Raw genomic sequence first — 23322 nt, 5'->3', positions numbered from 1 at the left:
CGCGCGCCCCGGGGGCGTCGTCGCGGGTACCGGTACCGCGTTCGCCTCCGTACAGCGATGCCGCTTCCGCGAACGGGCGGCAGACAGCCCTTCCTGATGTCCTCTTCCGCCATGTGATCCCGTCTCTCTCATGGCCTCGGCCGCGCCGAGACCGCCGACGACGCCGACGACACCACGCGAGTCCGCCCGCCCCCTGTGCGTCAGGGGCGCGGGCGCGGCGTAGGGCCAGCCTCGGCGCGAGGGCGGGCGTCCACCACTCGTGAGCTCCACTCGGAGCAGTACGGCCGCGTCCGCGCAGGGGCACCGCCGGCTGAGGCGCTCGCCCGGCTGCAGGGTCGCGACGCACCGTCCGCGGGGCCCGAGGCGGAACTGTGGATGGGGGAACACCCGGCAGGGCCCGCGGGCGTCAGACGCGACGGACGGACCCGCACGCTGTGGGACGTGGTGAGCGACGACCCCGAACGGGAACTCGGCGCGGACTGCGTCGCCCGATTCGGCGGTCGGCTCCCCTTCCTGCTCAAGGTGCTCGCGGCGGACCAACCCCTGTCCATCCAGGTGCACCCCGACCGGAAGCAGGCTCACGCCGCGTTCACCGAGCAGGCGGCGAGCGGGGGACAGGGCCCCTACTCCGATGACTGGCCCAAGCCCGAACTCCTCTACGCCCTCAGCCCCTTTGAGGTCCTCGCCGGCTTCCGCACGCGCGCGGAGGCAGCCGCCGTACTCGACCGCCTCGGTGTGACCAGGCTCCGCCCGGTGGTGGCGCTCCTCGACGGTGAGGGTGACGACACCGCGCTCACGGCGGCACTCCGGGCCCTGCTGGAATGGCCGGCGCGGGACCGCGTACCGCTGGTGCGTGAGGTCGTGCAGGCGAGCGCTCGACTGGCGGATGAGCCGGGCCCACACGCGGAGGCGTACGGCGCGGTGGTGCGCATGGCACAGCACCACGTCGACGACCTCGGCCTCGTGGCCTCGCTGCTGATGCGTCATCAGGTCCTCGCCACGGGAGACGCGTTGTACATGTCGGCCGGCGGACTGCACGCGTACGTACGGGGCGTGGGCGTGGAGCTCATGGCGGCCTCCGGCAATGCGCTCCGCGCGGGTCTGACGACGAAGGAGGTGAACGTTCCGGAGCTGCTGCGGATCACCGATCCCGCGGTCCAGGTCCCCGTCATCCGGCCGAGCGCGGTCGCCGACCCGAGTCATACGCAGGTGTTCGAGTGCCCGGTGGAGGAGTTCACCCTCTACCGCACGGAGCTCACGGCTACGGCCGTTCCGCTCGTGCCGTCGGCAGGGCCGCGCATCGTTGTGTGCACGGCGGGTGCGGCACGGTTGCGCGGCCCGGACGGCGAGGTGGTGTCCCTGCGCCCGGGCGCCTCCTGTTTCCTGCCCGACTCCGACCGGGGGATCACCGTGGAAGGGTCCGGGACCCTCTTCGTGGCGGGCACCGGACTGGCCGCACACCGGCCCTGAGCCCCTCGATGCGCGGACACGGGGCCCCGGGAGAGATGTCAGGCTCACCCGTAATCATCTCTTGACAACGTTGTCATGAGTCAATGTCGTCGGACTCACCGCCTCCGCGGCCGGAGGCGACCCAGGCGTAGAACAGAGAAATGAGCACTTAGGTGTATGCAGCAATCGACATCGGCGGCACAAAGATCGCGGGAGCGCTGATCGACGACGCGGGCGGGATCGTCGAGCGGGCCGAACTGCCCACGCCGGCCCGCGAGTCCACGTCTCGCCTCAGCGGCACCGTCGACGCCGTGATCGACGCGCTCGCAGCCCGTCCGGCCTGGGGCGCCGTCTGCGCGATGGGCATCGCCAGCGCCGGGCCGGTGGACATGGTCAAGGGCACTGTGAGCCCGGTGAACCTACCCGCGTGGCGCTCGTTCCCGCTGGTCGAGAGCGTGCGCGCGCATCCACTGGTGTCGGACGCCATCGAGCCGGTGCTGCTCGGCGACGCCGTGGCCGTGGCGGCCGCGGAGCACTGGCTCGGTGCCGCCCGGGGCGTCGGCAACGCCTTGTGCATGGTGGTCTCGACCGGCGTCGGTGGCGGCTACGTGCTGGACGGCGAACTGCATCCCGGGCCCTCCGGCAACGCCGGGCACATCGGGCACATCTCGGTGGACATGGACGGCCCGCCCTGCGCGTGCGGCGCGCGGGGATGCGTCGAGGGGTACGCCAGCGGCACCGCGATCGCCCGCCACGCGGTGCAGCTCGGCTGGACCCCGCCGCCGGGGCAGGAGGCGACCGCGGCAGCCGTGGCCGTCGCGGCGGGCGCGGGCGACGACCGCGCCCTGGCCGCCTTCGACCGGTCCGCCAGGGCCCTGGCCGCGGCCATCGCAGGCAGTGCCACCTTGCTGGAGATCGAGGTCGCGGTGATCGGCGGGGGAGTCGCCCAGGCCGGAGATCCAGTGGGACGGAGTGAGGGGCACAAGCCGAACCGTGGCCCGACCGCCGGGCTCCAGCGCGGGCAACTCCTCGACCCAGAGCGCCGCAATGCTCACCGAGTGACCGCCGGCGGGCGAGAGATTCCCGATGTTCCACATGGGCTGGAGGACGCCATGACCAGCAATCGGTATCCTGCGTCGCGCCTCGGCGGCCGGCCGGAGCGTCAGGTCCGCTCGGATCAGTCCATTGCGGATCTCGGAACACCGCCAATGACACCAGGCTGCGCTCCGCTCAAGGAAAAGCTGTTCGGCCGCCTCGGCGAGCTGCTCCCAGAACGTCAACGGCAGCGACTGCCCGTCCCCGAGTTCCTCCAGCAGGCCAAGACCGACTTCCCACTCGTCGTGGGCGAGGTAGTCCCATACGTCTCGCAACGTGATGTCGTTCTCGGTGGCGATCTCTTCCGGGACCAGGAGAGCAGCCGATTCCAACAGCTCGACGACGTCCATGTGAGGGAACGGACCGCCGCTAGTTCACGGATACCGCGGCGTACGCGAGCGCGACCACGAAGACCAGGCAGGCGACGGCCAGAACCACCACGGCCGCGGCGATGAGGCCGCTCACACCGGTGATCGCCGTCCAACCCCACCGAGTCGCCCGCTCGGCCCGCCGGACCGCCTCGCGGTACTCGTCGTCAGGAAATCCGTAGTCGCTCATGGCACCCCCTGCGGGAAGGCTACCAAGTGCGTGTCCCGCCCGAAGACGGCCCGTCACGCGCGGTTCGGTGCCGTTTCCGGCTCGGAGCGGGGTGCCGCCGCCCGGCGCGGGAGCAGCAGCGGCGTAGCCAGCAGGAGGACCCCGGCCAGGCCGATGGCCGTACCGGGGCCGAGTACGCTGCCCAGCACGCCCCACACCGCCGTCAGCAGCGCGGTCGCGGCCTTCGTCGTCACCGCCCAGGCGGACAGCGTGCGGGCGACCCTGTCGCTCGCCGTGCGCTCAAGGCGGTACGTGGCGTGGACGGGGTTGAAGATCCCGCAGCAGAAGATGAGCCCGAACTCGACGCCGATCACCAGCAGCAGTCCTCCGGTGCCCGGCCCGACGAACGCCAGGCCGAGTGGCCAGAGTGCGCGCAGCACTCCGGCCGCGACCAGGACCTTGTGCTGTCCGAACCGGGCGACGAGATGCCGGGCCAGCCGCGAACCGAGCAGTCCGCCGATCGAGGGCGCCGCGAAGGCGAGGCCGTACTGCCAGGCGGCGAAGCCCAGCCGGTCGAGCATCAGGACGGCCAGCAGGGGCTGGGCGGCCATCACCAGGCCGTTGAACAGGGCGGTGTTGAAGAACAGCGGACGCAGCGTCGCGTCGGCGAGGATGTACCGCCAGCCGTCGAGCAGGTCCCGGGCCCGCGGGCGCGCGGCATCCCGGCGCTCGGGCTGCGGCTCGTGCCCGCCCACAACACCGCCTACACGCGCGGCGGTTACCTGAAGGAGAGCAAGTACGGCCTGCGCAAGGGCGCGCTGTTCGCCGACGACGCCGACGCGAAGGTCACCTTCGGGCACGCCGAGCGCTGCACAGCGGAGGACTGCTCCTCGCTGACCAAGGACACGGCGAAGAACTGGCCGGACGTGCCGTTCGACGCGATCTGCTCCGACGGCGACAACGAATGCGACGCGTCCGGCCCGGCCTTCTTCACCCGCAAGCGTCTGACCCAGGTCAACACGTTCTCCTGGTCGGCCGCGGAGACCGCCTACAAGCCCGTCGACACCTGGGACCTCACCCAGAAGTACCTGGACGGCGGCGACATCGGCGACAGCAGTGACCAGACCCTGGCCCTGATGTCGATCCGCCGCACCGCCAAGGCGGGCACCGAGATCGTCAACGAACCGATCGGCTTCACCTACCAGATGCGGCCCAACCGGGTCGACGGCACCGACGACATCCTCCCCCTGCGGCGGCCGCGCGTCTCCACCGTCACCTCGGAGACCGGCGCCCTGACGACGGTCACCCTGTCGTCGGAGGAGTGCGTGCGCGCCGGCGTCATCGGCTCAACAGGGCGTCCTCGGGTCCTACTCGCTGCAGTACGACATCACGAAGTCGAAGGGGAACACCCTCACGGTCAAGTACCGCGCGTGGACGGACATCGACAACGAGTCCTTCGTGCCCGGTCACTCCAAGTGGCAGGAAAGCTTCAATGGCACTCCGCAGTACACTGGCGGCTACTTCGCGGGATACAGGGTCGAGATCAAGTGGCAGGAAACGATCTACAAGTAGGCAGGGCGTGAAGGTTCTTCGTGGTTGCGCGATAGCCGCCGCCGTCCCCGTCCTCTTCCTCGGCAGCCTGTTCGTCCTGCAGGGGTGCGACGGCGGCACGTCGGACGAGCTGAGCTCGCAGCAGGTCGCCGGAGTCTGGAAGGGCTCCGGCGGCGGCCGGGTCGAGTTCGACGACGACGGCACGTTCGAGATGTCGGGCATTCCCCGCACCGCCATCGAGTTCGGCTTCACCGACCCGCCGCCCGGAAACGAAAGGCTCTCCGGGCGGGGCCGGTGGAGTCTCGACGGCGACGACGACCGCAGCGGCACCGTCGAGCTGCGCTTCGCCGCCGCGGGTTCCTTCTCCGACGACTCCGAGTCCACGCTCCTCCAGGTCGAGGAGGCCGGCGACCGGCCGAGCCTGTACTTCGACACGGACGCGGACGAAGGCTACGGCTACGAGATCCACCGGGAGGCCGCCTCTCAGTAGCGGCAAGCACCACGGCAGGGCCTCTTGGCCGCTCGGGGTCGCGATTCCGATGCGGCGGTTCCGTGAGGCCCTGTCGTCGTTGCCTTCGGCAATTGGCCTTGCGGTCCGCCGGGGCGGTGCGCAGTGCCGTATCGCACCGTCGCGCCCGCGCCGTAACCATCTCGCCCTCGGCGCGGACGGCAGCCGGACGCATCACTTCTGGTCACGGCTCAGTCGCAGGTGGTGAGTGTGAAGGTGCTTCCGGCGGTTCCGCCGAGGACCTACGCGGCGGCGAGCCTTCGCTCGCCCTCTCCGTTCAGCACCCCGAGGGCGTATCCCTGCACCGCCTCCACCCGCATGCAGGCCCTGACGCACCGCCCGCCGGGACGCCTCTCGACCCGGACCCACTCGGTCAGGTACTCGACGATCTCCATGCCCCGCCCCCGCTCGCACGGGTCGCAGTCCCGCTCCGGACGCAGCCCGGGACCCTGGCTGGAGTCCAGGACGGCGACGTGCAGGCGGCCGTCCTCCACGGTGAGCGCGAGGCGGAGCGTCAGCTCCGCGCCCCCGTATTGGACGGCGTTCGCCGCGAGCTCGGCAACGACGAGTTCGGCGGTGTCGCACGCGTCCTGGTCCAGCCGCCATGTGCGCAGTACGGCGGTCGTGAAGTGGCGGGCCACGGGGACCTGTTCCGCCTGGGCGGGCACGGTCAGGACGGCGACGTGCGGATCGTCGATCCGGACCGGGGGGGACTGAAGGAGCGGAGCGTTCTTGCTGTGGTACATGGCTACCTCTGGAGGCAGAGGGGGGCAGGGGCGGCGGTCGATGAGGGCCGGGTGGTGCTCCGCGGCTGCCTGCACCGGATGGGGCGATCTTGGGGCTGTGACGAATGCCGATCGCCGCTTTTATGTTTACGTAAACATAAGCCGGTTCCGCGGGATTCTCAAGAGGTGGAGCGCACTGTCTTCGGACTGGCCCGGACCCTCCCGCTGAGACCCGGGCCGCAAGGCGCTCACGCCACGAACCGTTTCTCTGCGAGCAGCCCCGTCAGGAGCGCGGCAGCCGTGTCCGTCGGCCTGGCCGGCGCCGGGAGGTGGACCGGCAGGAAGTGCGTGCCGCTTCTGCGGTGCCGTTCCCGTACGTCGTCGCGGCCGCCCGGGTGGGCGGTCGAGCCGGCGGGGGAGTCCGCGGTCGAGGCCACCAGGACGATCACGCCGTTGCGTGCGAGCACCTCGGCCGTCAGGCCGACCCTCAGCACATCCGCCCCGAGTGGCCCGTCGGCGTCCAGAGCCGCCGCGCGAGAGCCCAGCTCCCGCAGTCTTCTGGCCAGCTCGCGCGCGACGGCCGCCGTGCGCGCGCCGGAGGCGCCGGTGAGCCACACGGTCACACCGCAGGCGCAGGGTCGGGGGCGAAGCTGCATGGCGGGGTCATCCTCGATTCACGGTGGGAGGATCGGTGCGGGGCAGCGGCGGTCTCCGGCGCGCCGTGGGGCTCCCGGAGAAGGCCCACCACAGGGCGCCGTACGCGATCACGACGCTCGCGACGCACAGGGCCGCCTCCGGCGCGTCCGTGCGCGTGGCAAGGCCGCCGGCCAGCAGCTGGCTCGCTCCGAGGGACAGGGTGAAGAGCATGAAGTCCACGCTGAGGACCCGCCCGCGGATGGCGTCCGGGGTGGCTGCCTGCAGGGCGTAGGACGACAGTGTGGCGTTCATACTGCCGCCGACGTGGGCCGTCACGACGAGCAGGACGGCCAGCGGAAACCAGTCGACCGCGGCGAAGCCGGCGTAGGCGAGACCGAAGGTCAGGGTCGAGGCCAGGGTGAGGAGACGGCTGCGGTCGCCGCGCCCCGACAGCAACCGTCGCCCCAGGGCGGGGCCGATCAGCGCGCCCACTCCGCGGGCGGCGTACAGCAGGCCCGCTCCGAGCTCACCCACGTGGAACACGGTGGCGCACAGGGCCGGAAAGAGGGCCAGGACGCCGTTGCCCAGGGCGGTGCCCGGTTTGGCCAGCAACAGGGCGATGACACGGCGGTCCTCGCGGGCGAACGACGCGGTCTCGCGCAGGTCGTCCCGCACCCTGGTCCGTGTTTTCCGCTCCCGTCCGTCTCCGAAGGGCCTGCGGACCCGGCGGACCAGGGCCGCGGAGACGCAGAAGGAGGCCACGTCGAGGGCGAAGCACCAGTGGGTGCCGACCGCGGAGGCGAGCAGCGCGCCCAGCGAGGCGCCCACGGCCAGCATGACACCCCAGGCGCCGCCGACGAGGGCGTTCGCGGTCAGCAGGTCCGCCTTGGGCACCAGGTTCGGCAGCGCGGCGTTGGCGGCGGGAGCGTGGAAGGCCTTCACGCCCGCGACGCCGCCCAGCGCGATCAGGGCGATCCACGCGGTCGACTCGCTCCGCACGAGGAGCAGGGTGGCGATGAACCCGGCGGAGAGCAGGTCGCACACGATCATCAGCCGACGGCGGTCGACACGGTCGACGATCACACCCGCGTACGGGGACAGCGCGGCGATGACCAGTGTGTCGGCGGCGAGGACCAGCGCTCCCCACAGGGGGTCGCCGGTCAACGTCTGGAGCAGCGACAGCAGCGGGATCATCGCGAACCAGTCGCCGCCGAGACTGACCAGCTGGGACAGGTAGACCCGCCGGAAGTCGGCTTCCTGGCGCAGCAGTTGCCGGGCGGTCCGGGGTGCTGCGGTTGCCGTCGGTCCGCTGTCCGTCGCGTCAGTGCCCTTCGGCACGCAGGACCTCACGGAGCTCTTGGGTCTTCCCCGAGAGGAAGAGGGTCAGCCGGTGGCGGTGCGGCTCGGGCAGATGCTCGACGAGCTGGTCGTCGACCTGGGTGAGGAAGCCGTGGCCGAGCTTCAGGGCCGTCGCCATGGCGTCGTCGCTGTTCTCCAGCAGGGCGAGCATCATGATCCTCAAGTCGCCCAGGCACATGTCCCGTTCGTACGCGACCAGCAGTTCGGGGGCGTGTTCGCGCACGATGTCGCCGGTGACCACCATCATGCGCATGCGGGCGGCGATGTTGTCCGGCTCGTACAGGCGCTGGGTGATGGAGCGCTCGCCGGCTTCACGGATGCGCCAGTGGTAGACGACCTGTCCCACCACGTCCACGGACCGGGCCTCGATGTGGGCCCGTACGGTGACGGGCGCGTCCTCGTACTGGGCGAGGGAGAAGGCGAATCGGTGACCGTCCCAGAACGACCTGCGGAAAACCTTGTTCCAGATCATCCGGTCGAGAATCAGGTCGTGGTCGCGGGTGATGTGGGTGCGGCGGCGCGCGCGGGAGAACACGTCGGCGTAGCGCGGATGGCGGTGCGTCCCCGCGGAGTTGAGGCGCCGGACGTCTCCGGAGGCGAAGTCGGAGCCGGATTCGTCGAGGGATTCCACGAGGGCCCGGTACGCGGTCGACGGCACGACGTCGTCGGAGTCGGCGAACGCCAGATAGGTGCCGGTGGCCTTCTCGAAGCCGGCGTTGCGGGCCGCGCTGAGCCCGCCGTGCGGCTGGGTGACGAGAAGGAACCGTTCGTCGCGCGCCACCCACGAGGCCGCGATCCGCAGGCTGCTGTCGGTCGATCCGTCATCGACCAGGACGACCTCGATGTCCTTGAGTTCCTGCGCGGCCAGGGACTCCAGGAGTGCCGGGAAGTAGGGGGCGACGTTGTAGAAGGGCACGACGACGCTGAGTGTCGGCATCAGGGTGTACCTCGGTCCTGGGAGCTGCGGGCGAGAATTCCTGTGGCACAGGCGATTCCACCCGCGCCCTTGGTGAGTTCCGGTGTCGCGACGCGGGCGACGCACTCAACTCCGTGCCGTGCCAGCACCGTTGCCGTGGCGTCGGCTCCCCTCGGCATGAGGACCATCCGGGGTGCCACGGTGACGAAGTTGAATGCGAGGTGGCTGCGCACGTCCTCGGACTCGGGGACGTCGACGACGGTGAAGCCCAGGTCGCGCAGATGGCGGACCTCGGCGGGGTCCATGAGCGAGGTGCGGGCGGCGAGCAGGTCGGCGTCGAGCACCTGGAGCACACCCAGCAGATGCTGGATCCCGGCCGGCACGGTCAGCGGGAGCACCCGCGCGCCCTGCTGCCGTACCTCGTCCTCGATCTGCCGTGCGCCCGCGTGGTTGGTGCGCACGCCCAGTCCCAGGGCGACGAGGCCGGAACGCAGCCACAGGGCGTCGGCACCCTCGAAGACGCCGTCGGCGCCGATGGTCCGCGCCACGGGTACGCCGAGCCCGGCGCAGAGCCTGAGCGTCTGCAGTTCCTCGCCCGCGCGGACGGCGCTCGCCATGCGGGGGATCACCGCGCCCGCCCCGGTCATCCACAGCAGATCGCGCGCGTACATCGCGTTGGCGCCGCGGTACGGGTTCCCGCCGAGGGGCGACGGACCGGGCAACTCGTGCACGGTGACGCCCAGCGCGTCGTACGCCTCGGCCAGCGCGTCCATGTCGCGCCGCAGCGCCGTGTGGTCCAGCCGTTGCAGGTGCTGGAGCTCGTCGGGCGCACCGGCGGTGAGGACTTCGGCGGGCGGGCAGTGCAGTACGACGTCGGTGAGCCGGTCGAAGTCGCGGCAGACCCGCAGCCGCGCCCAGGTTCCGCCGGTGGCGACGTCGTCCTCTTGCCGTCCCGGGCGGGGCCGCCAGCCCGGCCCGTGGTAGGCGGCCGCTGTCACACCCATGTGTCCTCTTCCCCTTTCCTGTAACCGAGTTCGTCCGCGACCTCCCGAACGACCGGATGGTCGACCGCGGGCAGCACCAGACCGGCCCGCTGCCGCCAGCGCGCCGGGCCGGGCCGTGCGGTCGCCATGACCACCGGGAGCCGGACCGGCTGACGCGGCTGCGGGATGCCGGCGAAGGCGAAGACGGAACGCAGGGTTCCCTCCCGGGTGGCGGGATCGGTGATCCGCTCGAACGGCACCCGCAGGACCGCGTCCGCCGTGCCGGGCCCCAGTTCGTCGAGGGCCGCGCGGTGCGCGCCCGCCCACTGCGCCGCGCACACCTGCTCCAGCGGCTGGTCCACGAGCTTCTCCCAGCCGGGAGGGATGTCGAAGTTCCACCATCGCCGTGCGGCGGCGCCGAGTTCGGAGTAGCCGTCGATCGACAGTGTGTGCCGGTCGGAGACGTCGTACGAGAAGAATCCCCGGTCGCGCCAGCCGTCGTAGAGCCCGTTCACGCTCGCGGCGGGGTTGCGGACGAGGTGGATGACCCGGATCTCGGCGTGGGGCAGCAGCCGGCGCAGCAGGGGCAGCCGGTAGGCGTCGACGGACGACTTGATCACCACGGGGAGGCGCCGCAGCGCGCCGCTGTCGGCGGCCGTACGCAACTGCGGTACGACGAAGGGCGGTTCCTCGATGGCGTAGCCGTCGTGGGGCGGGCGCAGTTCGGCGGTGCGCGGTTCACCCCGCAGCGCGGGCGGCAGGTCGTAGAACGACGGATCGATGCGGGGATGCGCCACGCGCAGGCGGTGCAGCACCGCCGCGAACAGCGTGGCGGGATCGTCGCGGTGGGAGGAGCTCCGTACGGCGTGCTCGACGGCGTCCCGGACGGTCGCGTACTCGATCTCCTCCAGGGGCCATTGCAGGGCGATACGCCGTGTCACTACGGCCGCGTAGCACGCCCGGTCCGTGTCGCTGACCGGGGGACGGGCCGGTCCCGAACTGAGCAGGGAGGTGAAGTCCCTTGAGAACTCTTCCCGGTTGAACGCGACGTCCCGCGCCAGCGCGTCGGACCCGTCAGGGCCCCGGTCGAGCCCGTTCAGCTTGTACAGCGCGGTGTGCTCGCCCGAGAGGGACAGCACGTCCGGCTGGTCGGAGAGAATCTGGTGGAGGAGGCTGCTGCCGCCTCGGGAGGAGGCCACGACGGCCACGACACGGGTGACCTGCGTCAGATCGACGTCCGCCGACACGTGTTCGGGAGCGGCGGCGCGTACCTGCGCCCACGTACGGCGGGCGGCCGCCGTACACGCCTCGCGCGACGGGACTTGGGACACCGGCGTCATCGCCCGCCCACCTCACTGTCGTCGGCCGCTTCGAGGACGACGGCACCGCCCGGGGGGACGTCGATGGTCAGCGGCCCTCCTGGATGCCCGCGCTCGGCGGTCAGCCGCTCACCGGTCGGCGACAGGACGGCGAAGCGGAGCCCTGTCGACTGGGCGTCCACCGTCAGACGCGTCGTGTAGCCGCCGTTGAGGACGAGTGCGGGCCGGTCGACCCGGCAGGCGGTGGACGGCTGCAGAACGAACACGACATCACGCTCGTCCGCTGCGGCCCGCAGGACCCTGTGGGAGGCGTCGTCGGCGGTCCGGTGCCGCAGAAAACCGCTGCTGTTGTCGTCGCGGATCCGGTGGTACCACCTCAGGACGTCCTTGGCCTCGTCGGACAGTCGCGCGAAGTCGGTGCCATACGCCGGGATCCCGGCGGCCATCATGGAGATGACCGCCACGGCGACGTCCTCGGGTGAGTCACCGGGGCCGAACGTCTGGTAGTCGTTGAGCGCGGCGGGTGTGTACGCCTGGGCATGCAGGGTCCGCAGGAAGTTCGTCCGGGGGTCGAAGGGGGCGTCGCCGGCGCGCATGCAAGTGCCGTACGGCGTGAGGAACGCCGTGCCGTAGTTCTGCTTGAGCTCCACGATGTAGTCCGGGGCCACCGCGTGGGTGCGCCGGTCGGCTTCCTCCAGCATCAGACGCAGTCCGGTGAGCATCGAGTCCAAGTCGTGCTCGTGGTGGGGGCTTTCGCACCGCAGGTCGGGTACCCAGTTGAACAGGTCGTACTTGGCCCCGTGGAAGCCGTACTCCCGCGCCAGCCGTACGCAGATGTCGGCCATCACCGCGCGTGCCTCGGCGTTCATGAAACAGAGGGAGTAGAACTGGGTCTCGCCCAGGACGGGTTCGCCCGATTCCGGGCCGATGAGCAGATGGCGGCGGTCGGCGAAACATCGCGCGGCGGGGCCGACCGCGTGCGGTGCGCACCAGATGACGACCCTCGCCCCCAGCGACTCGGCCCGGCGCACCAGTCCTGGCATGTCCGGGAATTTGACGGGGTCCGGCTGCCAGTCGCCGATGTTCAAGGGCGTCTCGTACGCGGTGTCGAGGCCGGGCCCGAACCAGCCGTCGTCGATGATGAAGTTCCGGACGCCGACATCGAGGCCGATCTCGATGTTCTCCAGGACCATGTCCTGGCCGATGTCGTCACTGGCCCAGTCGGTCCAGCTGCACCAGAAGGGTTCGAAGGACTCCGCGACGAGACGGTCCTGGAGCCCGAAGAGCGTCCTGGTCCGCTCGGAGAAGTCCCGCAGGACATCCAGCCAAGGGCCGTGGCTGCCCTTCTCGGGCCGGGTCAGGAGATAGACGTGCTCGGTCAGGACGCCGTCGGAGCTGTCGGAGCCGTCGGAGCCGTCGGCTCGGGTCGCGGACCGGGGCAGCGGGTAGTCCTCCGTCCCGCGGCGGATGCTCACCTCGACGCCGCCGGTGTGGACGTTCAACGCCCGGTTGGAGACGGGTTCCAGGAGGTTGAGGTCGGTCTCGACCAGATCCCCGATGACTCCCATGGCCAGCTCCACGTTCCCGTCACGCCCGGTGAACATGTAGAGCGGCACCTTGACGTCGTCGATCCTCGACCGGGCCTGTCGGCCGTACTTCCAGAACCCGGTGACATGCATCAGGTTCATGAACCACCGCCCGCTGTCCGGCGGGACGACCTCGTCGAAGTTCCCCATCGGTGCGCGCAGGCGGTACTCGACGGAGACCGTCCGCCGCCCGGCCGGCGGACGGACGTCGACCCGGTAGGGCGCCGTCGCGCTCACCCGCACCTCGGTGCCGTCCTGCACGAGGTGAGCCGCTTCGCCGAGCGCGAAGGGACCCATGTGCCTCTCCTCTCCGGAGTCGAGGCGGACGACGAGACGCATGTGCGGCAACGCGCGCATAGCTGTGCCCTTCTGGCGGCGATACGGGGGATGGGGCCTCGGCGGGGACTCGACGGGGGAGCGGCCGGGCGGGGTGATCGCGTGCAGCCGGGAGTCAACCACAATCAAACATGAACGGGCAACAGATTGGAACAACTTCCAATTCAAACGAACAGAGGGTGAACGGTGAGGCTGAGCAGGCGAACTGACGGAGCGTCGGGCGTTGTTCTGAACCGTCCGCCTTGCCCTCACCCGCGCGTTGCGCGCCTTCCGTCTCGGCCTGTGTCCGCGTGCTCGCGTCGCAGTTCCGTGGCGCTGCTTCCGGGCCGACATCGCAGCCATCGGGGGTGCCCGTGGTCGGCAGTACGGGCAGGAGGAGCAGTCCTCGTCCCCGGCGGCAGGTTGTCTGCGGCTTCGACGGCAGCCGCGCGACAAGTGATCAGGTCAGGGGTGTTCGCAGAGCTGAAGCAGGCCGCCCAGGGAGAAGGCGGCGGCGCCGACGAGTGTGCCCCAGTTGGCGACACCGGCGTTGATCACACTGTTGGTGGAGAGGTGGGTGTACGCGGCGAGCGCCGAGACCATGAAGAGCAAGGAGCCGAACTGGTTCACGGCGACGATCCACCAGCCGAGACTGCGGCAGCGCAGACACGGCCCCCGGCCGTGGCAGATCTCGACGAACCCGAGATGACCGGCGATCAGGAACAGCACGCAGCCGATCACATCGGGAGCCCAGATCTGCCGGTTTACCTGATGGGCCGTCAGCCCCTGGCGGAACGAGTCCACGAGGTCGACGGCGAACACCAGCGTGCCGGCGAAGAGGACGAACGCACTCAGCCAGTCGACCCGCGACGGCTCGTAGCTCCACCAGCGCCAGTCGCGGGTGACCAGTCGGCCTTCGCCGCCGGGCTCGTGGCGGGGTGCGTTGACGGCCTGGAGCAGCGAGACGTAGCCGCCGGTGTTGAAGAAGAGACCGCCGGCGAAGTAGATCGTGGCGCAGGTGAGGGCGTCGCCGGAGCCGAACTGGGCGATACCCGCGCCGACCGCGAAGAGGGCTCCCCCGATGACGAAGGCGGTCGCGGCGGTGGCGTTGAGTCTGCGCAGACGGCTCAGGGAAACCCTGTCCGCGCTGGTGTGACTGCTGACGCGTGCGCCGGGCGCACGGACGGCGATGACACCGCGCCGCCGGGCGGGCCGCGACTCCCACACCGCGGTGCCACCACCGGGGGGTCGCCAGGTGAGCCGGGTGGTGAACGGTCCCGCGCCTTCGGCGCGCTGCTCGGCGGACCTCATGCGGGCGGGATGACGGCGAAGCCGCCTCGGGAGTCGACCGGGGGACGCCGCCGCCCGCCGCCGCCCCACCACAGCAGGCCGTACGTCGAGAGGACGACCAGTGCGCCGACGACGACGCAGCTCCCGGTGGCGGGACCGCCGCCGGCGAACCCGAGGATGACGACGGGGAGCAGGCCGGTGATCAGGAGGCACCAGGAGGGTGCCTTCGGACCCCCCTCGGACCCCGTCGGCGTGCCGCGTCCTTCGCCCGGTCCACCGGGAGCGGGCTGCCCCTGCCCCTCGGAGTACACGGCCGCGGTCGAGGAGGACGCAGGACCGCCCGGACTGTCCCAGGCGCTTCGGCCGGCACTCCGGCCGGAGGCGTCTTGTGCGTCGCTCATGGCACATCCCGGGTCATTGGGCGCATGGGGCACCTGGCTGCGTGCCGCCGCTGAACAGGCACCGACTCTGCCAGAGCAGACCGTGCACAACGGTTATTTCTTGAGCGTTTTATTCGCAGGAATCCGAAAAGCGGGCAACGCCGTCCGTCGCCGAGCAGCTCACCCGCGACGGTCCTGGAGGCCGCCGCGCAACACCCCGGGAAGCAGGCCCCGCCGACCACAGCCGACCCTCGGGTGGCGTACGCCCGCTGTCGGACCCGCGTACCCGCCCATAGCCTCCGAGAGACAGGGGAGAACCATGCGAGAGGTGCACCGGTGGCTCTGCACAACGCCGAGGAAGCGGCCGCCGACCCGGCCGCCGACGTCTTCACATCGCCCATCAGCGAGCGACCCCTGTCCAAGCGGACCATGCCGGAGCTGCCCTCGCCCCCGAACACCGTCTACCAGTTGCTGCGCGGCGAGCTCCTGCTCGACGGCAACGCGGCGCAGAATCTGGCCACCTTCTGCACCACCTGGGCCGACGACGAGGTCCGCCACCTGATGGACCTGTGTCTCGACAAGAACATCGTCGACAAGGACGAGTACCCGCAGACCGCGGAGATCGAGTCCCGGTGCGTCAACATCCTCGCCAGCCTGTGGCACGCGCCGGCCGGCTCCGGCGGGAGCGAACCCGCCGTAGGGTGCTCCACGACCGGCTCCAGCGAGGCCGCCATGCTCTGCGGCCTCGCACTGAAGTGGCGGTGGCGCGACCGGCGCCGCGCCGCCGGTCAGCCGGCCGACCGGCCCAACCTGGTGTGCGGCCCGGTGCAGGTGTGCTGGGAGAAGTTCGCCCGCTACTTCGACGTCGAGTTGCGCCAGGCCCCCGTGGAACCGGGCGCCACCGGCCTGCAGGCGCACCAACTGCGCCAGTACGTCGACGAGAACACCATCGGCGTCGTCGCGATCCTGGGCGTGACCTACACCTGCACCTACGAACCGGTGGCGGAGATCGCGGCCGAACTCGACCGCATCCAGGCGGAGACCGGACACGACGTCCCCCTCCACATCGACGCGGCGTCCGGCGGCTTCATCGCCCCGTTCCTCCACCCCGACCTGGAGTGGGACTTCCGCCTGCCCCGCGTGGCCTCGATCAACGCCTCCGGCCACAAGTACGGCATGGCACCGCTCGGCGTCGGCTGGGCCCTGTGGCGCGACAAGGCGGCACTGCCGGAGGACCTGGTCTTCCACGTCGACTACCTCGGCGGCGACATGCCCACCCTCGCCCTGAACTTCTCCCGCCCCGGCGGACAGGTCGTCGCCCAGTACTTCATGTTCCTGCGCCTCGGCCGCGAGGGGTACCGTCGCGTCTACCAGGCATGCGCCGACACCGCGCAGCACCTCGGCCGGCAGATCACCGGCATGGGCCCCTTCACCCTGCTCTACGACGGCGCCGGAGCACTGCCCGCCGTCTCCTGGACCCTCACCGATCCGGGCTCGACCCGATGGAGCCTGTACGACCTCTCCGACCAACTCCGGATGCGCGGCTGGCAGGTCCCGTCCTATCCGCTCCCGCCCGACCGCCAGGAGACCGTGATCCAGCGCGTCCTCGTACGACACGGCGTCGACCGCGACGAGATCGAACTCCTCGCCGAGGACATGCGCAGAGCGATCAGACGCCTCAACGAGGGAAACCCCCACGACGCCGACCGGGTCAGCTTCCACCACTGATCATGGTCAGTGGCGTCGTCCGCCGACGCCGGCGCCGTTCTCGTCGGAGAGTTGGCCGAGTCCGGCAAGGAGCACGGCCAGGTCACCGCTGCGCCGAGGGGCGACTACCCCGTCAGCGGTCGGTCGCTGTCGTCGCCGGCAGGTCTGCCCACGGGCGTAGGTTCAGAGCCCCGTGACCTTGCCGCTCGCCAAGAGCTCGTACACGAGGGTGATCGTGCGGTGGCCGGCCGGCGGCAGGGCGATGTCCCAGCGGGCGATGCCTTCGTCGTCGACCGTGTCGGGGGCCGGGGAGCAGGCTTCCTTGCGCAGGCGTACGTCCACGGCCGAGACCTCGGAGACGGGGATGCGCTCCCGCAGGACGACCGTCTGCTCGCCCTGTGTCCCGGGGGCGGTGAAGCGGGACAGGTGCAGACGTACGGTGCGGGTGACGGTGGTGCGCTGGGTCATGGTGGTGGTGTCGCGGGACTCCTCGGTGTGCCGCAGGACCCGGTAGCCGTCGTTGCTGCCGAAGGCGAGTTCGACGGGTCCGCCGGGGGCGGTGAAGTCGAGCGTGCCGCGGCCGCTGAAGCCGCTGCCGCGCACCAGGTCGACGGGCCCGGCGAGCAGCGCGTGTCCGGTCGGGTTGTCGAACCGCACCAACTGGGTGACCAGCGGTGACAGTTCGGGGGAGCTGGCGTACTCGCTGGCCGCGGGCGTGGTGACGGAGGAGAGGGGGACACGGTGGGCGCGTCCGTCGGTGGGGACGGTGACGGGGGCGGGGGAGTGCAGCACTCTGGTCCGGCCGCCGTCGTCCACGCCGGGCAGGCCGAGCACGGGGGCGGGGCCGAGTTCGGTGATCTCCTGTTCGCGCAGTTCCACTTCGACCGTGCGCCGTTCGGCGGGAGACCGGTCGGTCAGTGTCAGCCGGTCCTCCGTGAGGCGCGGTGGCTCGGTGGCCGAGGCCGAGCGGGCCGTCGACAGCGTCAGGTGTACGTCGGACCAGTCCTCTCCGGTGCGCTGCCAGACGACGGCGTCCGTCTCCAGGGTCAGGGTGTCCCCGTCGAGCACGGCCCGGTAGGCGGGGCGCCACAGTGCGCAGGCAGTGAGGTGGCTCAGCCGTAGACGGGCCGGGCCTTCGGCCGCGGAGTGCACGGTCAGCTCTATGTGGCCGAGCAGTTCGGCCGGCTGCTGCTCGGACAGGAGGATGGCGTGTTCGGTGGCCTGGAGTTCGGTGGCGAGCGCCGTCAGCCGGGCCTGTGCGGCGCGCAACTGCTCGCTGTGTCCGTCGCGTTCGCCGTCCACGCGGTCGAGTTCCTCGGCCCAGCGACTCGTGTCCGTCTCGCCCGAGCCGGTTCCCTCGCTGATCTCGCGCAGCAGGTCGATGGCGAGGCGGCCGAGCAGGTCGAGGCGGGTGCGCAGCCGGTCGCTCCGCTGTTCCAGCGCGTGCTGTTCCTCCTGCAGGGCGTGTACGCGCCGGCGCAGTGCCGAGTCGTCGGCGGTGGGCAGCGGTTCGCGCGGTGTCCAGGCGCGGACGATGCGGGCGTCGAGAACGCTTGCCCGGTGGTCGGCGGTCAGCTCGGCGTGGAGTGTGCGGTCGAGGGCGAGCGCGCTGATCGGGCCGAGGCGCAGCCGCTGCACGCCGGCCCGCAGGTCGAGGGTGAGGGCGCGCTCGACCTGGGCGCGGTCCTCCAGGCAGGTGACGGCGGTGACGGGGGCGGGGATGAGTTCGGGATCCGTGGGCATGGGGTGTGTCAGCTCCTGCGGTTGCCGCCGGCCAGGGCCTTCGCGGCGGGGATACGGATCTCGTAGCCGCCGTGCAGGGCGGCGGTGCCCCCGGCGGGCAGGTCGATGCGCCATACGCGGGTGCCCGGGGCATGGTGGTCGGGTCCCGCGGTGTCGTCCGGGACGGTCCAGTCGGCCCGTTCCTCGATGCGGACGTCCGCGTCGGAGGTGACCGGCACCTGCTCATGGACCTCGACGCGGACGGACCGGGCCAGCCGGTTGGCCACGTCGACCTGTACGCGGTGGTCCAGCACGGTGACGTTGTTGCGCAGGCCCGCCGTGGACTCGTTGAGGTGTGTGCGCCGGGTGACCTGGATGCCTTCCGCGGGCCCGAGGCCCATACGGCGGACGCCGCCGGGCGCGAGGGTGGGCAGCGCGGCGGTGAGCAGGAAGTCGTCGTCGACGGTGACCTCCACCGGGCCTGCCAGCAGCGCCTGGTCGGTGGCGTTGGACAGCACCAGGGTCCCGTACACCCGCTCCTGCGCGGACGGCACGCACAGGTACTCGGTGCGCAGGCCGACGGGGATCTCGCTGATGGTGACGGTGTGCCAGGTGCCGTCCGAGGGGATGTCCGCGCGGGCGACGGCGTCGTAGCGGTGGTCGAACGAACCCGCCGACTCACGGGGCCGTACGGCGTGTCCGGGCAGTGGCAGCGAAGCCACCGTTTCGGCACGTCGGCGGTACTCGACCGCCACCGGGTCGAAGGGTGCGTCCGGGAAGAGGCGACCCCTGCGGTTCGCGGGCTCCTCGGGGCCGTTGAGGACGAGAGCGGCGTAGTCGAGCTCGTCGCCGGTGGGCTGCGGTGGGCCGGTCACCGGCGCGGGGGGTGGCGGTGGTGGCGGGGCGATCGGGCCGGAGGGGGCCGGTGGCACGGCGGCGGCGGGGGCGGCGGCGGGCGCGCCGCCCGCGCGGGAGCGGCTGGGCTGTCGCCTCTGTGCCTGCGCGAAGTCGGGCACCGCGCCTTGGAACGACTGCGGCACCTGGGTGCTGCCCGGATCGGCGGGGCGTGCGGGAGGGGCGCCGAACAGCGTCGCCGTCGGGGGCATGGGGACGGGTGCGGGCGCGGTGCCGCCGGCGACGGCCGGGGGAGCGGGCGCGGCTCCGACGGCCACGGGTGCGGTGGTCGGTCGCCGCGCCGGGCGCGGGCCCGCGGAGTCGTACCCGGTGAACAGGTCGGCCAGGCCCGCCGGGGGCTCCCGCCAGCCGGACGGCGCGGGGGCGGGCTGACGGCGGCCGATCCGAAGGGAGCGCAGCTTCGGCAGGTCGGTGCGGCGCCGCAGATCGGCGGTGGCCAGGGCGATGCGGACCCCGCTCCAGTCCTCGCCGGTGCGCTGCGCGACCGAGGCACGCAGTACGAGGCTGCCCGAGTCCGCGCTCTGGCGGTAGGCGAGCCGGTAGGCCGGTACCCAGACGGCGCCCGGAACCCCGTACTCCAGCTCCAGTTCCACCTCGCCCGTCCCGTCGAGGGTCAGCACGGCGCAGACCGTGGTCTCGACGTGGGCGGAGGGCGCGTCGGTGGAGCTCCTGGTCCAGCGGTCGGTCGCGACGGTGAGCTCGTGCTCGACGCGGAGCAGTTCCGTCTCCAGCCCGGCGAGGCGGTGGTGCAGGGTCGTCAGCCGTTCGTCGACGAACTCGGCGAGTTCCAGCCATGCCTCGACGGGAGTGCGGCGGTGCGGGTCCTCACGCTTGCGGGCCGGCGGGACCGGGCGCAGGTCCGTGATCTCCTTGATGCGGGTGAGGAGTCGGTCGCGACGGCCCTGTGCCGCGGCACGCGCGTCGTGCAGGCGCTCCACATCCTGCCGCAACTCGTCCAGGGAGTCCGTGGCGGACGGCTCCGCGTCCACTTCCACCCGGACCTCGGTGACCCGCGCACCGGCGTCGCCGAGCACGCGGGCGCGCAGGGAGCCCGGGTCCATCGAGCGGGGGAGTCCTGTGACCCGCACCCGTCCCCGCGGCGGCACCGTGCCGCGTGCCAGACGGCTGCACATCGCGCCCTGCGCGTACACCACGACCGCGTCGAGGGCCGATGCCCACCGCGGTGTCTCCTCGGACTTCATGCCTTCAGCCCCCGTCATGTCCGTGCCGCGCGAAGCCTAGCGCGCGCGGTGGTGGTGGCGGGAAATCCCCTGGCCTCGCCCGATCGAGGCGACGTCGCCTCGTGCCGGTGCCGCGCACCGGAGTTCCGTCGGTCATCCGGCTCCTGATCCCACCATCCGTCACCACGGCAACTGTGACTGACCGGCGGGAACGGCCACCGGCGGCCCTTCCTGGCTTCGGTTGCCGTCGCCGCGCGGGCCGTCCCGATGCCGCGTGCATGTGCGAGCACGCGCACCGCGGCATCGGCTCGTCACATCGGTGCGCTGTCGGCCGGGAAGGCGCCGCCATGGCCCGGGACGATCAGGTCCGAGGCGGCCAGGACCCGCAGGCGGGAGGTCCGCAGGGTCCCGAGGTCGGGGGCCACCGGGTCCTCGACGGGGCCGTTGGGTCGCCACCACAGGTCGCCGACGAAGGCCACCACGCCCTCGCCCGTGCCCGCGAGGAGCGTGATGTCCTCGGGGCTGTGGCCCGGTGTGCGGATCAGGCGCAGCGAGGGGGTGAGTTCATGGCCCTCGGCGTCGCGGTCGATCCACTGGTCGGCCCGGTAGACGGCCTTGTGGTCGTGCACCCGGGCCTGCCCGAACAGACCGACGTTCATGATGTTGTCGGGGTGGTGGTGGCTGAGGATCACGTCGGTGATGTCGTCGGGTCCGAGGCCCAGTTCGGCGAGCGGGCCGAGGATGCGGTCGCGGTGCGCCACCATGCCCGGGTCGACGATCACATGGCGGCCCGCGTCGTGGACGTAGGAGACGGTGGCGGCGACCCCGGGGCCCGTGGACAGGGTGTAGCCGGTGGTCAGGATCGTGAAGGTGGCGCTGCGGCCGAGCGGGGCGTCGGTACGGGTCTGTGTGGTGATCGCGTCTGTCATGTTCTCGATCTTGGCGTGTCGGCCGATCTCCGACGAGTGGCAGTGATGCCATTGATCGCAGGAAACGTGCCACTCGTGCCACACTCCTCCCGTGCCCGCCTTCCGGACCGTCGCCGCGTACGCCCCGCCCGGGGTCGGCATGCTCGCCGCCGGCCTGGTCTGCGAGGTCTTCGGTCCGCACGGGCAGCAGATCCCCGGCTTCGACCTCGCCCTGTGCACCGACCGGCCGGGCCCCGTGCCGACCGACAGCGGTATGCCGCTCGCGGTCACCCACGGACTGGACCGGCTGGCCGGCGCGGACCTGGTACTCGCCCTGCCCTGGGCGGACTTCCGCACGCCGCCCGCCCCGGACGTGCTGCGTGCCCTGACCGCCGCGTACGAGCGCGGGGCGCTGGTCGCCGCCCACTGCGTCGGCACGTTCGCGCTCGCCGCCGCGGGACTGCTGGACGGTCACCGGGCCACGACGCACTGGCGGTTCGCCGATCTGCTGGCCCGACGCCACCCGAACGTGGTCGTCGAACCCGATGCGCTGTACGTCGACGAAGGGCGGATCGTCACGGGTGCCGGAGCCGCCGCCGGGTTCGACCTGTGCCTGCATCTGATCAGGCGGGAGCACGGGGCTGCCCTGGCCAACGGCGTAGCCCGCGACCTGGTGCTGCCCTCGCACCGCGACGGCGGCCAGGCCCAGTACCTGGCCGCCCCCGCCCCCTCGGACGGCGAGGACGCCCGGCTCGCCCGGCTGCTGGCGTGGGCCCGCGAACACCTCCACGAACCGCTGTCCGTCACCGAACTGGCCCGGCGGGCCATGATGAGCAGACGCACCTTCGCCCGCCGCTTCAACGCCGCGACCGGCACGACCCCGCACGCGTGGCTGCGCGAACTGCGGCTGAGCCACGCCGAGGAGCTCCTGGAGACCACGGACCTCGCGGTGGAGGAGATCGCGCGCCGCGTCGGCTACGGCAGCGCGGCCGTACTGCGCGAGCAGTTCGTCCGCCGCCGTGGGGTGCCGCCGCGTGCGTACCGGCAGGCTTTCACGCACACGCCGTAGCTCGGCCGCGGGTCCCCGGCGGCCCGACAGCCGTGAGACTCCCTCCCACCGCGGCCAACCGCGTCAGCTCCTCCGCGGCGCGGTCCGTCCGGGGCGGTACGCGGAGTCGACGTTCGCGGTTCGCGCTGGTGCCACAGCCACACGGCCGTGGCACCGGCATCGCCCCCACCCCGCGAGCCGCACGGGACCGCGTTGTCAGTGGTGGCTGGGAAGCTGGTCGGATGAACGGTGATGAGCAGCTGCTGCGCGGCCGGGTCTACGGCCGTGACCACGACGACCCTCACCCCGGCCCGCTGCCGGGGCGGACGTACGCCGCGCTCATAGGCGGGCCCCTGGACGGGCTGTTGCTGGACATCACGGGCTGGGGGACGCGGGAAGTCGACGACGGGGCCGCCCTGTCCACCGAGCTCGGCCGGTTCCCCGGCGGTCGTTCGCTGTACGGCCCGCGCCACGGGGAACCCCGCGCAAGCACACCCGGCGTCGTGTGCCGCTTCCACCACCGCGGCGACACACCCTGACCCGCGCGGGCGAGACCCCGCTCGCCGCTTCGGCGCTGGGCCGGGAGCCTGAAATCCGGCGGCCCGCGGTCCCGTTGACGTCCCGGTCGGGCGCGGGCCGAAGCAGGATGGGCGTGACCAGCACGATCGCAGGGGTGGTGCACACCCGCCGCGGCACGCCATGGGTGCCGAGGTCTGCTGAGGCCGGACTCGTCGGCCCGCCGCGGCCCGCTCCGCCCATACGCAAGGAGCACGTATGGCCACGTCGGCCCCGTCCGACCCGACCACCGCCCAGGTCATGATGACCCTCGCCGCGATCGCCGCCACGGCGGCGGTGCCGCGTCCGTCCGGTGAGATCCAGGAAGAACAGATCCTGCGCGCCAGGTCCGGCATCACCGAGCGGCTACGAGGACTGAGCCGCGTACGCGGCAGGGCGTCGAGTGCTGGTGCTGCTCGGCGGGCGGCCGGCGACTCTCGGCGGGTGACCGGGGACGCCCGGGCTCCGGCCACTTCCTGCCCACCCGCCCTCAGCGTCGACGCGATGGCCCGGCTGTCCTGACCGAAGGACCCGAGCGGCCGGCAGGCACCCCGGCCTGCCGGCCGCCGCCGTTCCGGTCCGCGGAAGTGGTGTACGGGTTCGGCCTGATCCGAGGGTTCGTGCTCCGGGCGCGGAC

At 71.8% G+C, this 23322-nt stretch carries 18 protein-coding genes and 4 pseudogenes; 8 read left to right on the top strand and 14 right to left on the bottom strand.

What is annotated here, in order from left to right; genetic code table 11:
• Positions 1–195: 195 nt before the first annotated feature.
• Both manA and ABZZ79_RS07725 read left to right on the top strand, forming a co-directional pair.
• On the top strand, positions 196–1470 hold the full coding sequence (gene manA, locus ABZZ79_RS07730) for a mannose-6-phosphate isomerase, class I (RefSeq protein WP_356687533.1): 1275 nt from the start codon (positions 196–198) through the stop codon (positions 1468–1470).
• Positions 1471–1622: 152 nt separating this feature from the next.
• A pseudogene (locus tag ABZZ79_RS07725) lies at positions 1623–2408 on the top strand (ROK family protein); the annotation flags it as partial.
• On the opposite strand, the pseudogene ABZZ79_RS07720 reads toward ABZZ79_RS07725, so the two are convergent.
• Positions 2409–2894: pseudogene (locus ABZZ79_RS07720) on the bottom strand (hypothetical protein); the annotation flags it as partial.
• A gap of 261 nt (positions 2895–3155) precedes the next feature.
• A pseudogene (locus tag ABZZ79_RS07715) lies at positions 3156–3836 on the bottom strand (MFS transporter); the annotation flags it as partial.
• Here ABZZ79_RS07715 and ABZZ79_RS07710 point away from each other — a divergent pair.
• Both ABZZ79_RS07710 and ABZZ79_RS07705 read left to right on the top strand, forming a co-directional pair.
• Positions 3837–4430 (top strand): annotated as a pseudogene (locus tag ABZZ79_RS07710) (hypothetical protein); the annotation flags it as partial.
• Between the two features lie 230 nt (positions 4431–4660).
• Positions 4661–5122 carry a hypothetical protein gene (locus ABZZ79_RS07705; protein ID WP_356687531.1) on the top strand — a complete coding sequence of 154 codons (462 nt, stop codon included), beginning with the start codon at positions 4661–4663 and terminating at the stop codon, positions 5120–5122.
• Positions 5123–5382: 260 nt separating this feature from the next.
• On the opposite strand, the gene ABZZ79_RS07700 is transcribed toward ABZZ79_RS07705, so the two are convergent.
• From ABZZ79_RS07700 to ABZZ79_RS07660, 9 genes are all read right to left on the bottom strand, one after another.
• Positions 5383–5886 carry an ATP-binding protein gene (locus tag ABZZ79_RS07700; protein ID WP_356687529.1) on the bottom strand — a complete coding sequence of 168 codons (504 nt, stop codon included), beginning with the start codon at positions 5884–5886 and terminating at the stop codon, positions 5383–5385.
• Between the two features lie 227 nt (positions 5887–6113).
• Entirely contained in the window at positions 6114–6521 is a 408-nt protein-coding gene (locus ABZZ79_RS07695; protein WP_356687527.1) for an adenylyl-sulfate kinase, read from the bottom strand.
• Positions 6522–6528: 7 nt separating this feature from the next.
• Positions 6529–7839 (bottom strand): MFS transporter, encoded by a 1311-nt coding sequence (locus tag ABZZ79_RS07690; protein WP_356687525.1) that lies wholly within the window; start codon positions 7837–7839, stop codon positions 6529–6531.
• A complete protein-coding gene (locus ABZZ79_RS07685; protein ID WP_356687523.1) occupies positions 7823–8797 on the bottom strand; it encodes a glycosyltransferase in 975 nt (324 codons plus the stop codon). Before ABZZ79_RS07685 ends, ABZZ79_RS07690 begins: the two co-directional genes overlap by 17 nt.
• Positions 8797–9780 (bottom strand): arginine deiminase family protein, encoded by a 984-nt coding sequence (locus tag ABZZ79_RS07680; protein ID WP_356687521.1) that lies wholly within the window; start codon positions 9778–9780, stop codon positions 8797–8799. Before ABZZ79_RS07680 ends, ABZZ79_RS07685 begins: the two co-directional genes overlap by 1 nt.
• The gene (locus tag ABZZ79_RS07675; protein ID WP_356687519.1) at positions 9771–11099 is read right to left on the bottom strand and encodes a hypothetical protein; all 1329 of its coding nucleotides are present in this window, start codon (positions 11097–11099) and stop codon (positions 9771–9773) included. Before ABZZ79_RS07675 ends, ABZZ79_RS07680 begins: the two co-directional genes overlap by 10 nt.
• Positions 11096–12961, bottom strand: a complete 1866-nt coding sequence (locus ABZZ79_RS07670; RefSeq protein WP_356687517.1) for an alpha-galactosidase — start codon at positions 12959–12961, stop codon at positions 11096–11098. The genes ABZZ79_RS07675 and ABZZ79_RS07670 overlap by 4 nt, the downstream gene beginning before the upstream one ends.
• 483 nt (positions 12962–13444) lie before the next feature.
• A complete protein-coding gene (locus tag ABZZ79_RS07665) occupies positions 13445–14290 on the bottom strand; it encodes a hypothetical protein (protein ID WP_356687515.1) in 846 nt (281 codons plus the stop codon).
• Entirely contained in the window at positions 14287–14670 is a 384-nt protein-coding gene (locus ABZZ79_RS07660) for a hypothetical protein (protein WP_356687513.1), read from the bottom strand. The genes ABZZ79_RS07665 and ABZZ79_RS07660 overlap by 4 nt, the downstream gene beginning before the upstream one ends.
• A 321-nt stretch (positions 14671–14991) precedes the next feature.
• On the opposite strand from ABZZ79_RS07660, the gene ABZZ79_RS07655 reads away from it, so the two are divergent.
• The gene (locus tag ABZZ79_RS07655) at positions 14992–16377 is read left to right on the top strand and encodes a glutamate decarboxylase (protein WP_356687703.1); all 1386 of its coding nucleotides are present in this window, start codon (positions 14992–14994) and stop codon (positions 16375–16377) included.
• A 162-nt stretch (positions 16378–16539) separates the two neighbouring features.
• Here the strand turns inward: ABZZ79_RS07655 and ABZZ79_RS07650 are convergent, their stop codons facing one another.
• The 3 genes from ABZZ79_RS07650 to ABZZ79_RS07640 form a co-directional block, all read right to left on the bottom strand.
• A complete protein-coding gene (locus tag ABZZ79_RS07650) occupies positions 16540–18099 on the bottom strand; it encodes a mucoidy inhibitor MuiA family protein (protein ID WP_356687511.1) in 1560 nt (519 codons plus the stop codon).
• An 8-nt stretch (positions 18100–18107) separates the two neighbouring features.
• On the bottom strand, positions 18108–20195 hold the full coding sequence (locus ABZZ79_RS07645; protein WP_356687509.1) for a DUF4139 domain-containing protein: 2088 nt from the start codon (positions 20193–20195) through the stop codon (positions 18108–18110).
• A gap of 290 nt (positions 20196–20485) precedes the next feature.
• Positions 20486–21103 (bottom strand): MBL fold metallo-hydrolase, encoded by a 618-nt coding sequence (locus ABZZ79_RS07640; protein ID WP_356687507.1) that lies wholly within the window; start codon positions 21101–21103, stop codon positions 20486–20488.
• A 139-nt stretch (positions 21104–21242) separates the two neighbouring features.
• On the opposite strand from ABZZ79_RS07640, the gene ABZZ79_RS07635 reads away from it, so the two are divergent.
• The 3 genes from ABZZ79_RS07635 to ABZZ79_RS07625 all read left to right on the top strand — a co-directional run bounded on the left by ABZZ79_RS07635 (position 21243) and on the right by ABZZ79_RS07625 (position 23207).
• Positions 21243–22151 (top strand): helix-turn-helix domain-containing protein, encoded by a 909-nt coding sequence (locus tag ABZZ79_RS07635; protein ID WP_356687701.1) that lies wholly within the window; start codon positions 21243–21245, stop codon positions 22149–22151.
• A 221-nt stretch (positions 22152–22372) separates the two neighbouring features.
• Entirely contained in the window at positions 22373–22669 is a 297-nt protein-coding gene (locus ABZZ79_RS07630) for a hypothetical protein (protein WP_356687505.1), read from the top strand.
• A gap of 235 nt (positions 22670–22904) precedes the next feature.
• On the top strand, positions 22905–23207 hold the full coding sequence (locus ABZZ79_RS07625; RefSeq protein ID WP_356687503.1) for a hypothetical protein: 303 nt from the start codon (positions 22905–22907) through the stop codon (positions 23205–23207).
• The last annotated feature ends 115 nt before the right edge of the window (positions 23208–23322 follow it).

The sequence above is a fragment of the Streptomyces sp. NPDC006458 genome, assembly GCF_040612135.1.
GTDB lineage: Bacteria > Actinomycetota > Actinomycetes > Streptomycetales > Streptomycetaceae > Streptomyces.
Note: the sequence above shows the minus strand (reverse complement) of the source record. Positions and strands in the feature narration are given on the sequence as shown.

What these genes read in the sequence shown, in the direction of transcription:
- ABZZ79_RS07700 (WP_356687529.1), bottom strand. Translation starts at nt 5,886, where the DNA reads ATGTACCACAGCAAGAACGCTCCGCTCCTTCAGTCCCCCCCGGTCCGG.
- ABZZ79_RS07695 (WP_356687527.1), bottom strand. Translation starts at nt 6,521, where the DNA reads ATGCAGCTTCGCCCCCGACCCTGCGCCTGCGGTGTGACCGTGTGGCTC.
- ABZZ79_RS07685 (WP_356687523.1), bottom strand. Translation starts at nt 8,797, where the DNA reads ATGCCGACACTCAGCGTCGTCGTGCCCTTCTACAACGTCGCCCCCTAC.
- ABZZ79_RS07680 (WP_356687521.1), bottom strand. Translation starts at nt 9,780, where the DNA reads ATGGGTGTGACAGCGGCCGCCTACCACGGGCCGGGCTGGCGGCCCCGC.
- ABZZ79_RS07675 (WP_356687519.1), bottom strand. Translation starts at nt 11,099, where the DNA reads ATGACGCCGGTGTCCCAAGTCCCGTCGCGCGAGGCGTGTACGGCGGCC.
- ABZZ79_RS07670 (WP_356687517.1), bottom strand. Translation starts at nt 12,961, where the DNA reads ATGGGTCCCTTCGCGCTCGGCGAAGCGGCTCACCTCGTGCAGGACGGC.
- ABZZ79_RS07665 (WP_356687515.1), bottom strand. Translation starts at nt 14,290, where the DNA reads ATGAGGTCCGCCGAGCAGCGCGCCGAAGGCGCGGGACCGTTCACCACC.
- ABZZ79_RS07660 (WP_356687513.1), bottom strand. Translation starts at nt 14,670, where the DNA reads ATGAGCGACGCACAAGACGCCTCCGGCCGGAGTGCCGGCCGAAGCGCC.
- ABZZ79_RS07650 (WP_356687511.1), bottom strand. Translation starts at nt 18,099, where the DNA reads ATGCCCACGGATCCCGAACTCATCCCCGCCCCCGTCACCGCCGTCACC.
- ABZZ79_RS07645 (WP_356687509.1), bottom strand. Translation starts at nt 20,195, where the DNA reads ATGAAGTCCGAGGAGACACCGCGGTGGGCATCGGCCCTCGACGCGGTC.
- ABZZ79_RS07640 (WP_356687507.1), bottom strand. Translation starts at nt 21,103, where the DNA reads ATGACAGACGCGATCACCACACAGACCCGTACCGACGCCCCGCTCGGC.
- ABZZ79_RS07635 (WP_356687701.1), top strand. Translation starts at nt 21,243, where the DNA reads ATGCTCGCCGCCGGCCTGGTCTGCGAGGTCTTCGGTCCGCACGGGCAG.
- ABZZ79_RS07630 (WP_356687505.1), top strand. Translation starts at nt 22,373, where the DNA reads ATGAACGGTGATGAGCAGCTGCTGCGCGGCCGGGTCTACGGCCGTGAC.
- ABZZ79_RS07625 (WP_356687503.1), top strand. Translation starts at nt 22,905, where the DNA reads ATGGCCACGTCGGCCCCGTCCGACCCGACCACCGCCCAGGTCATGATG.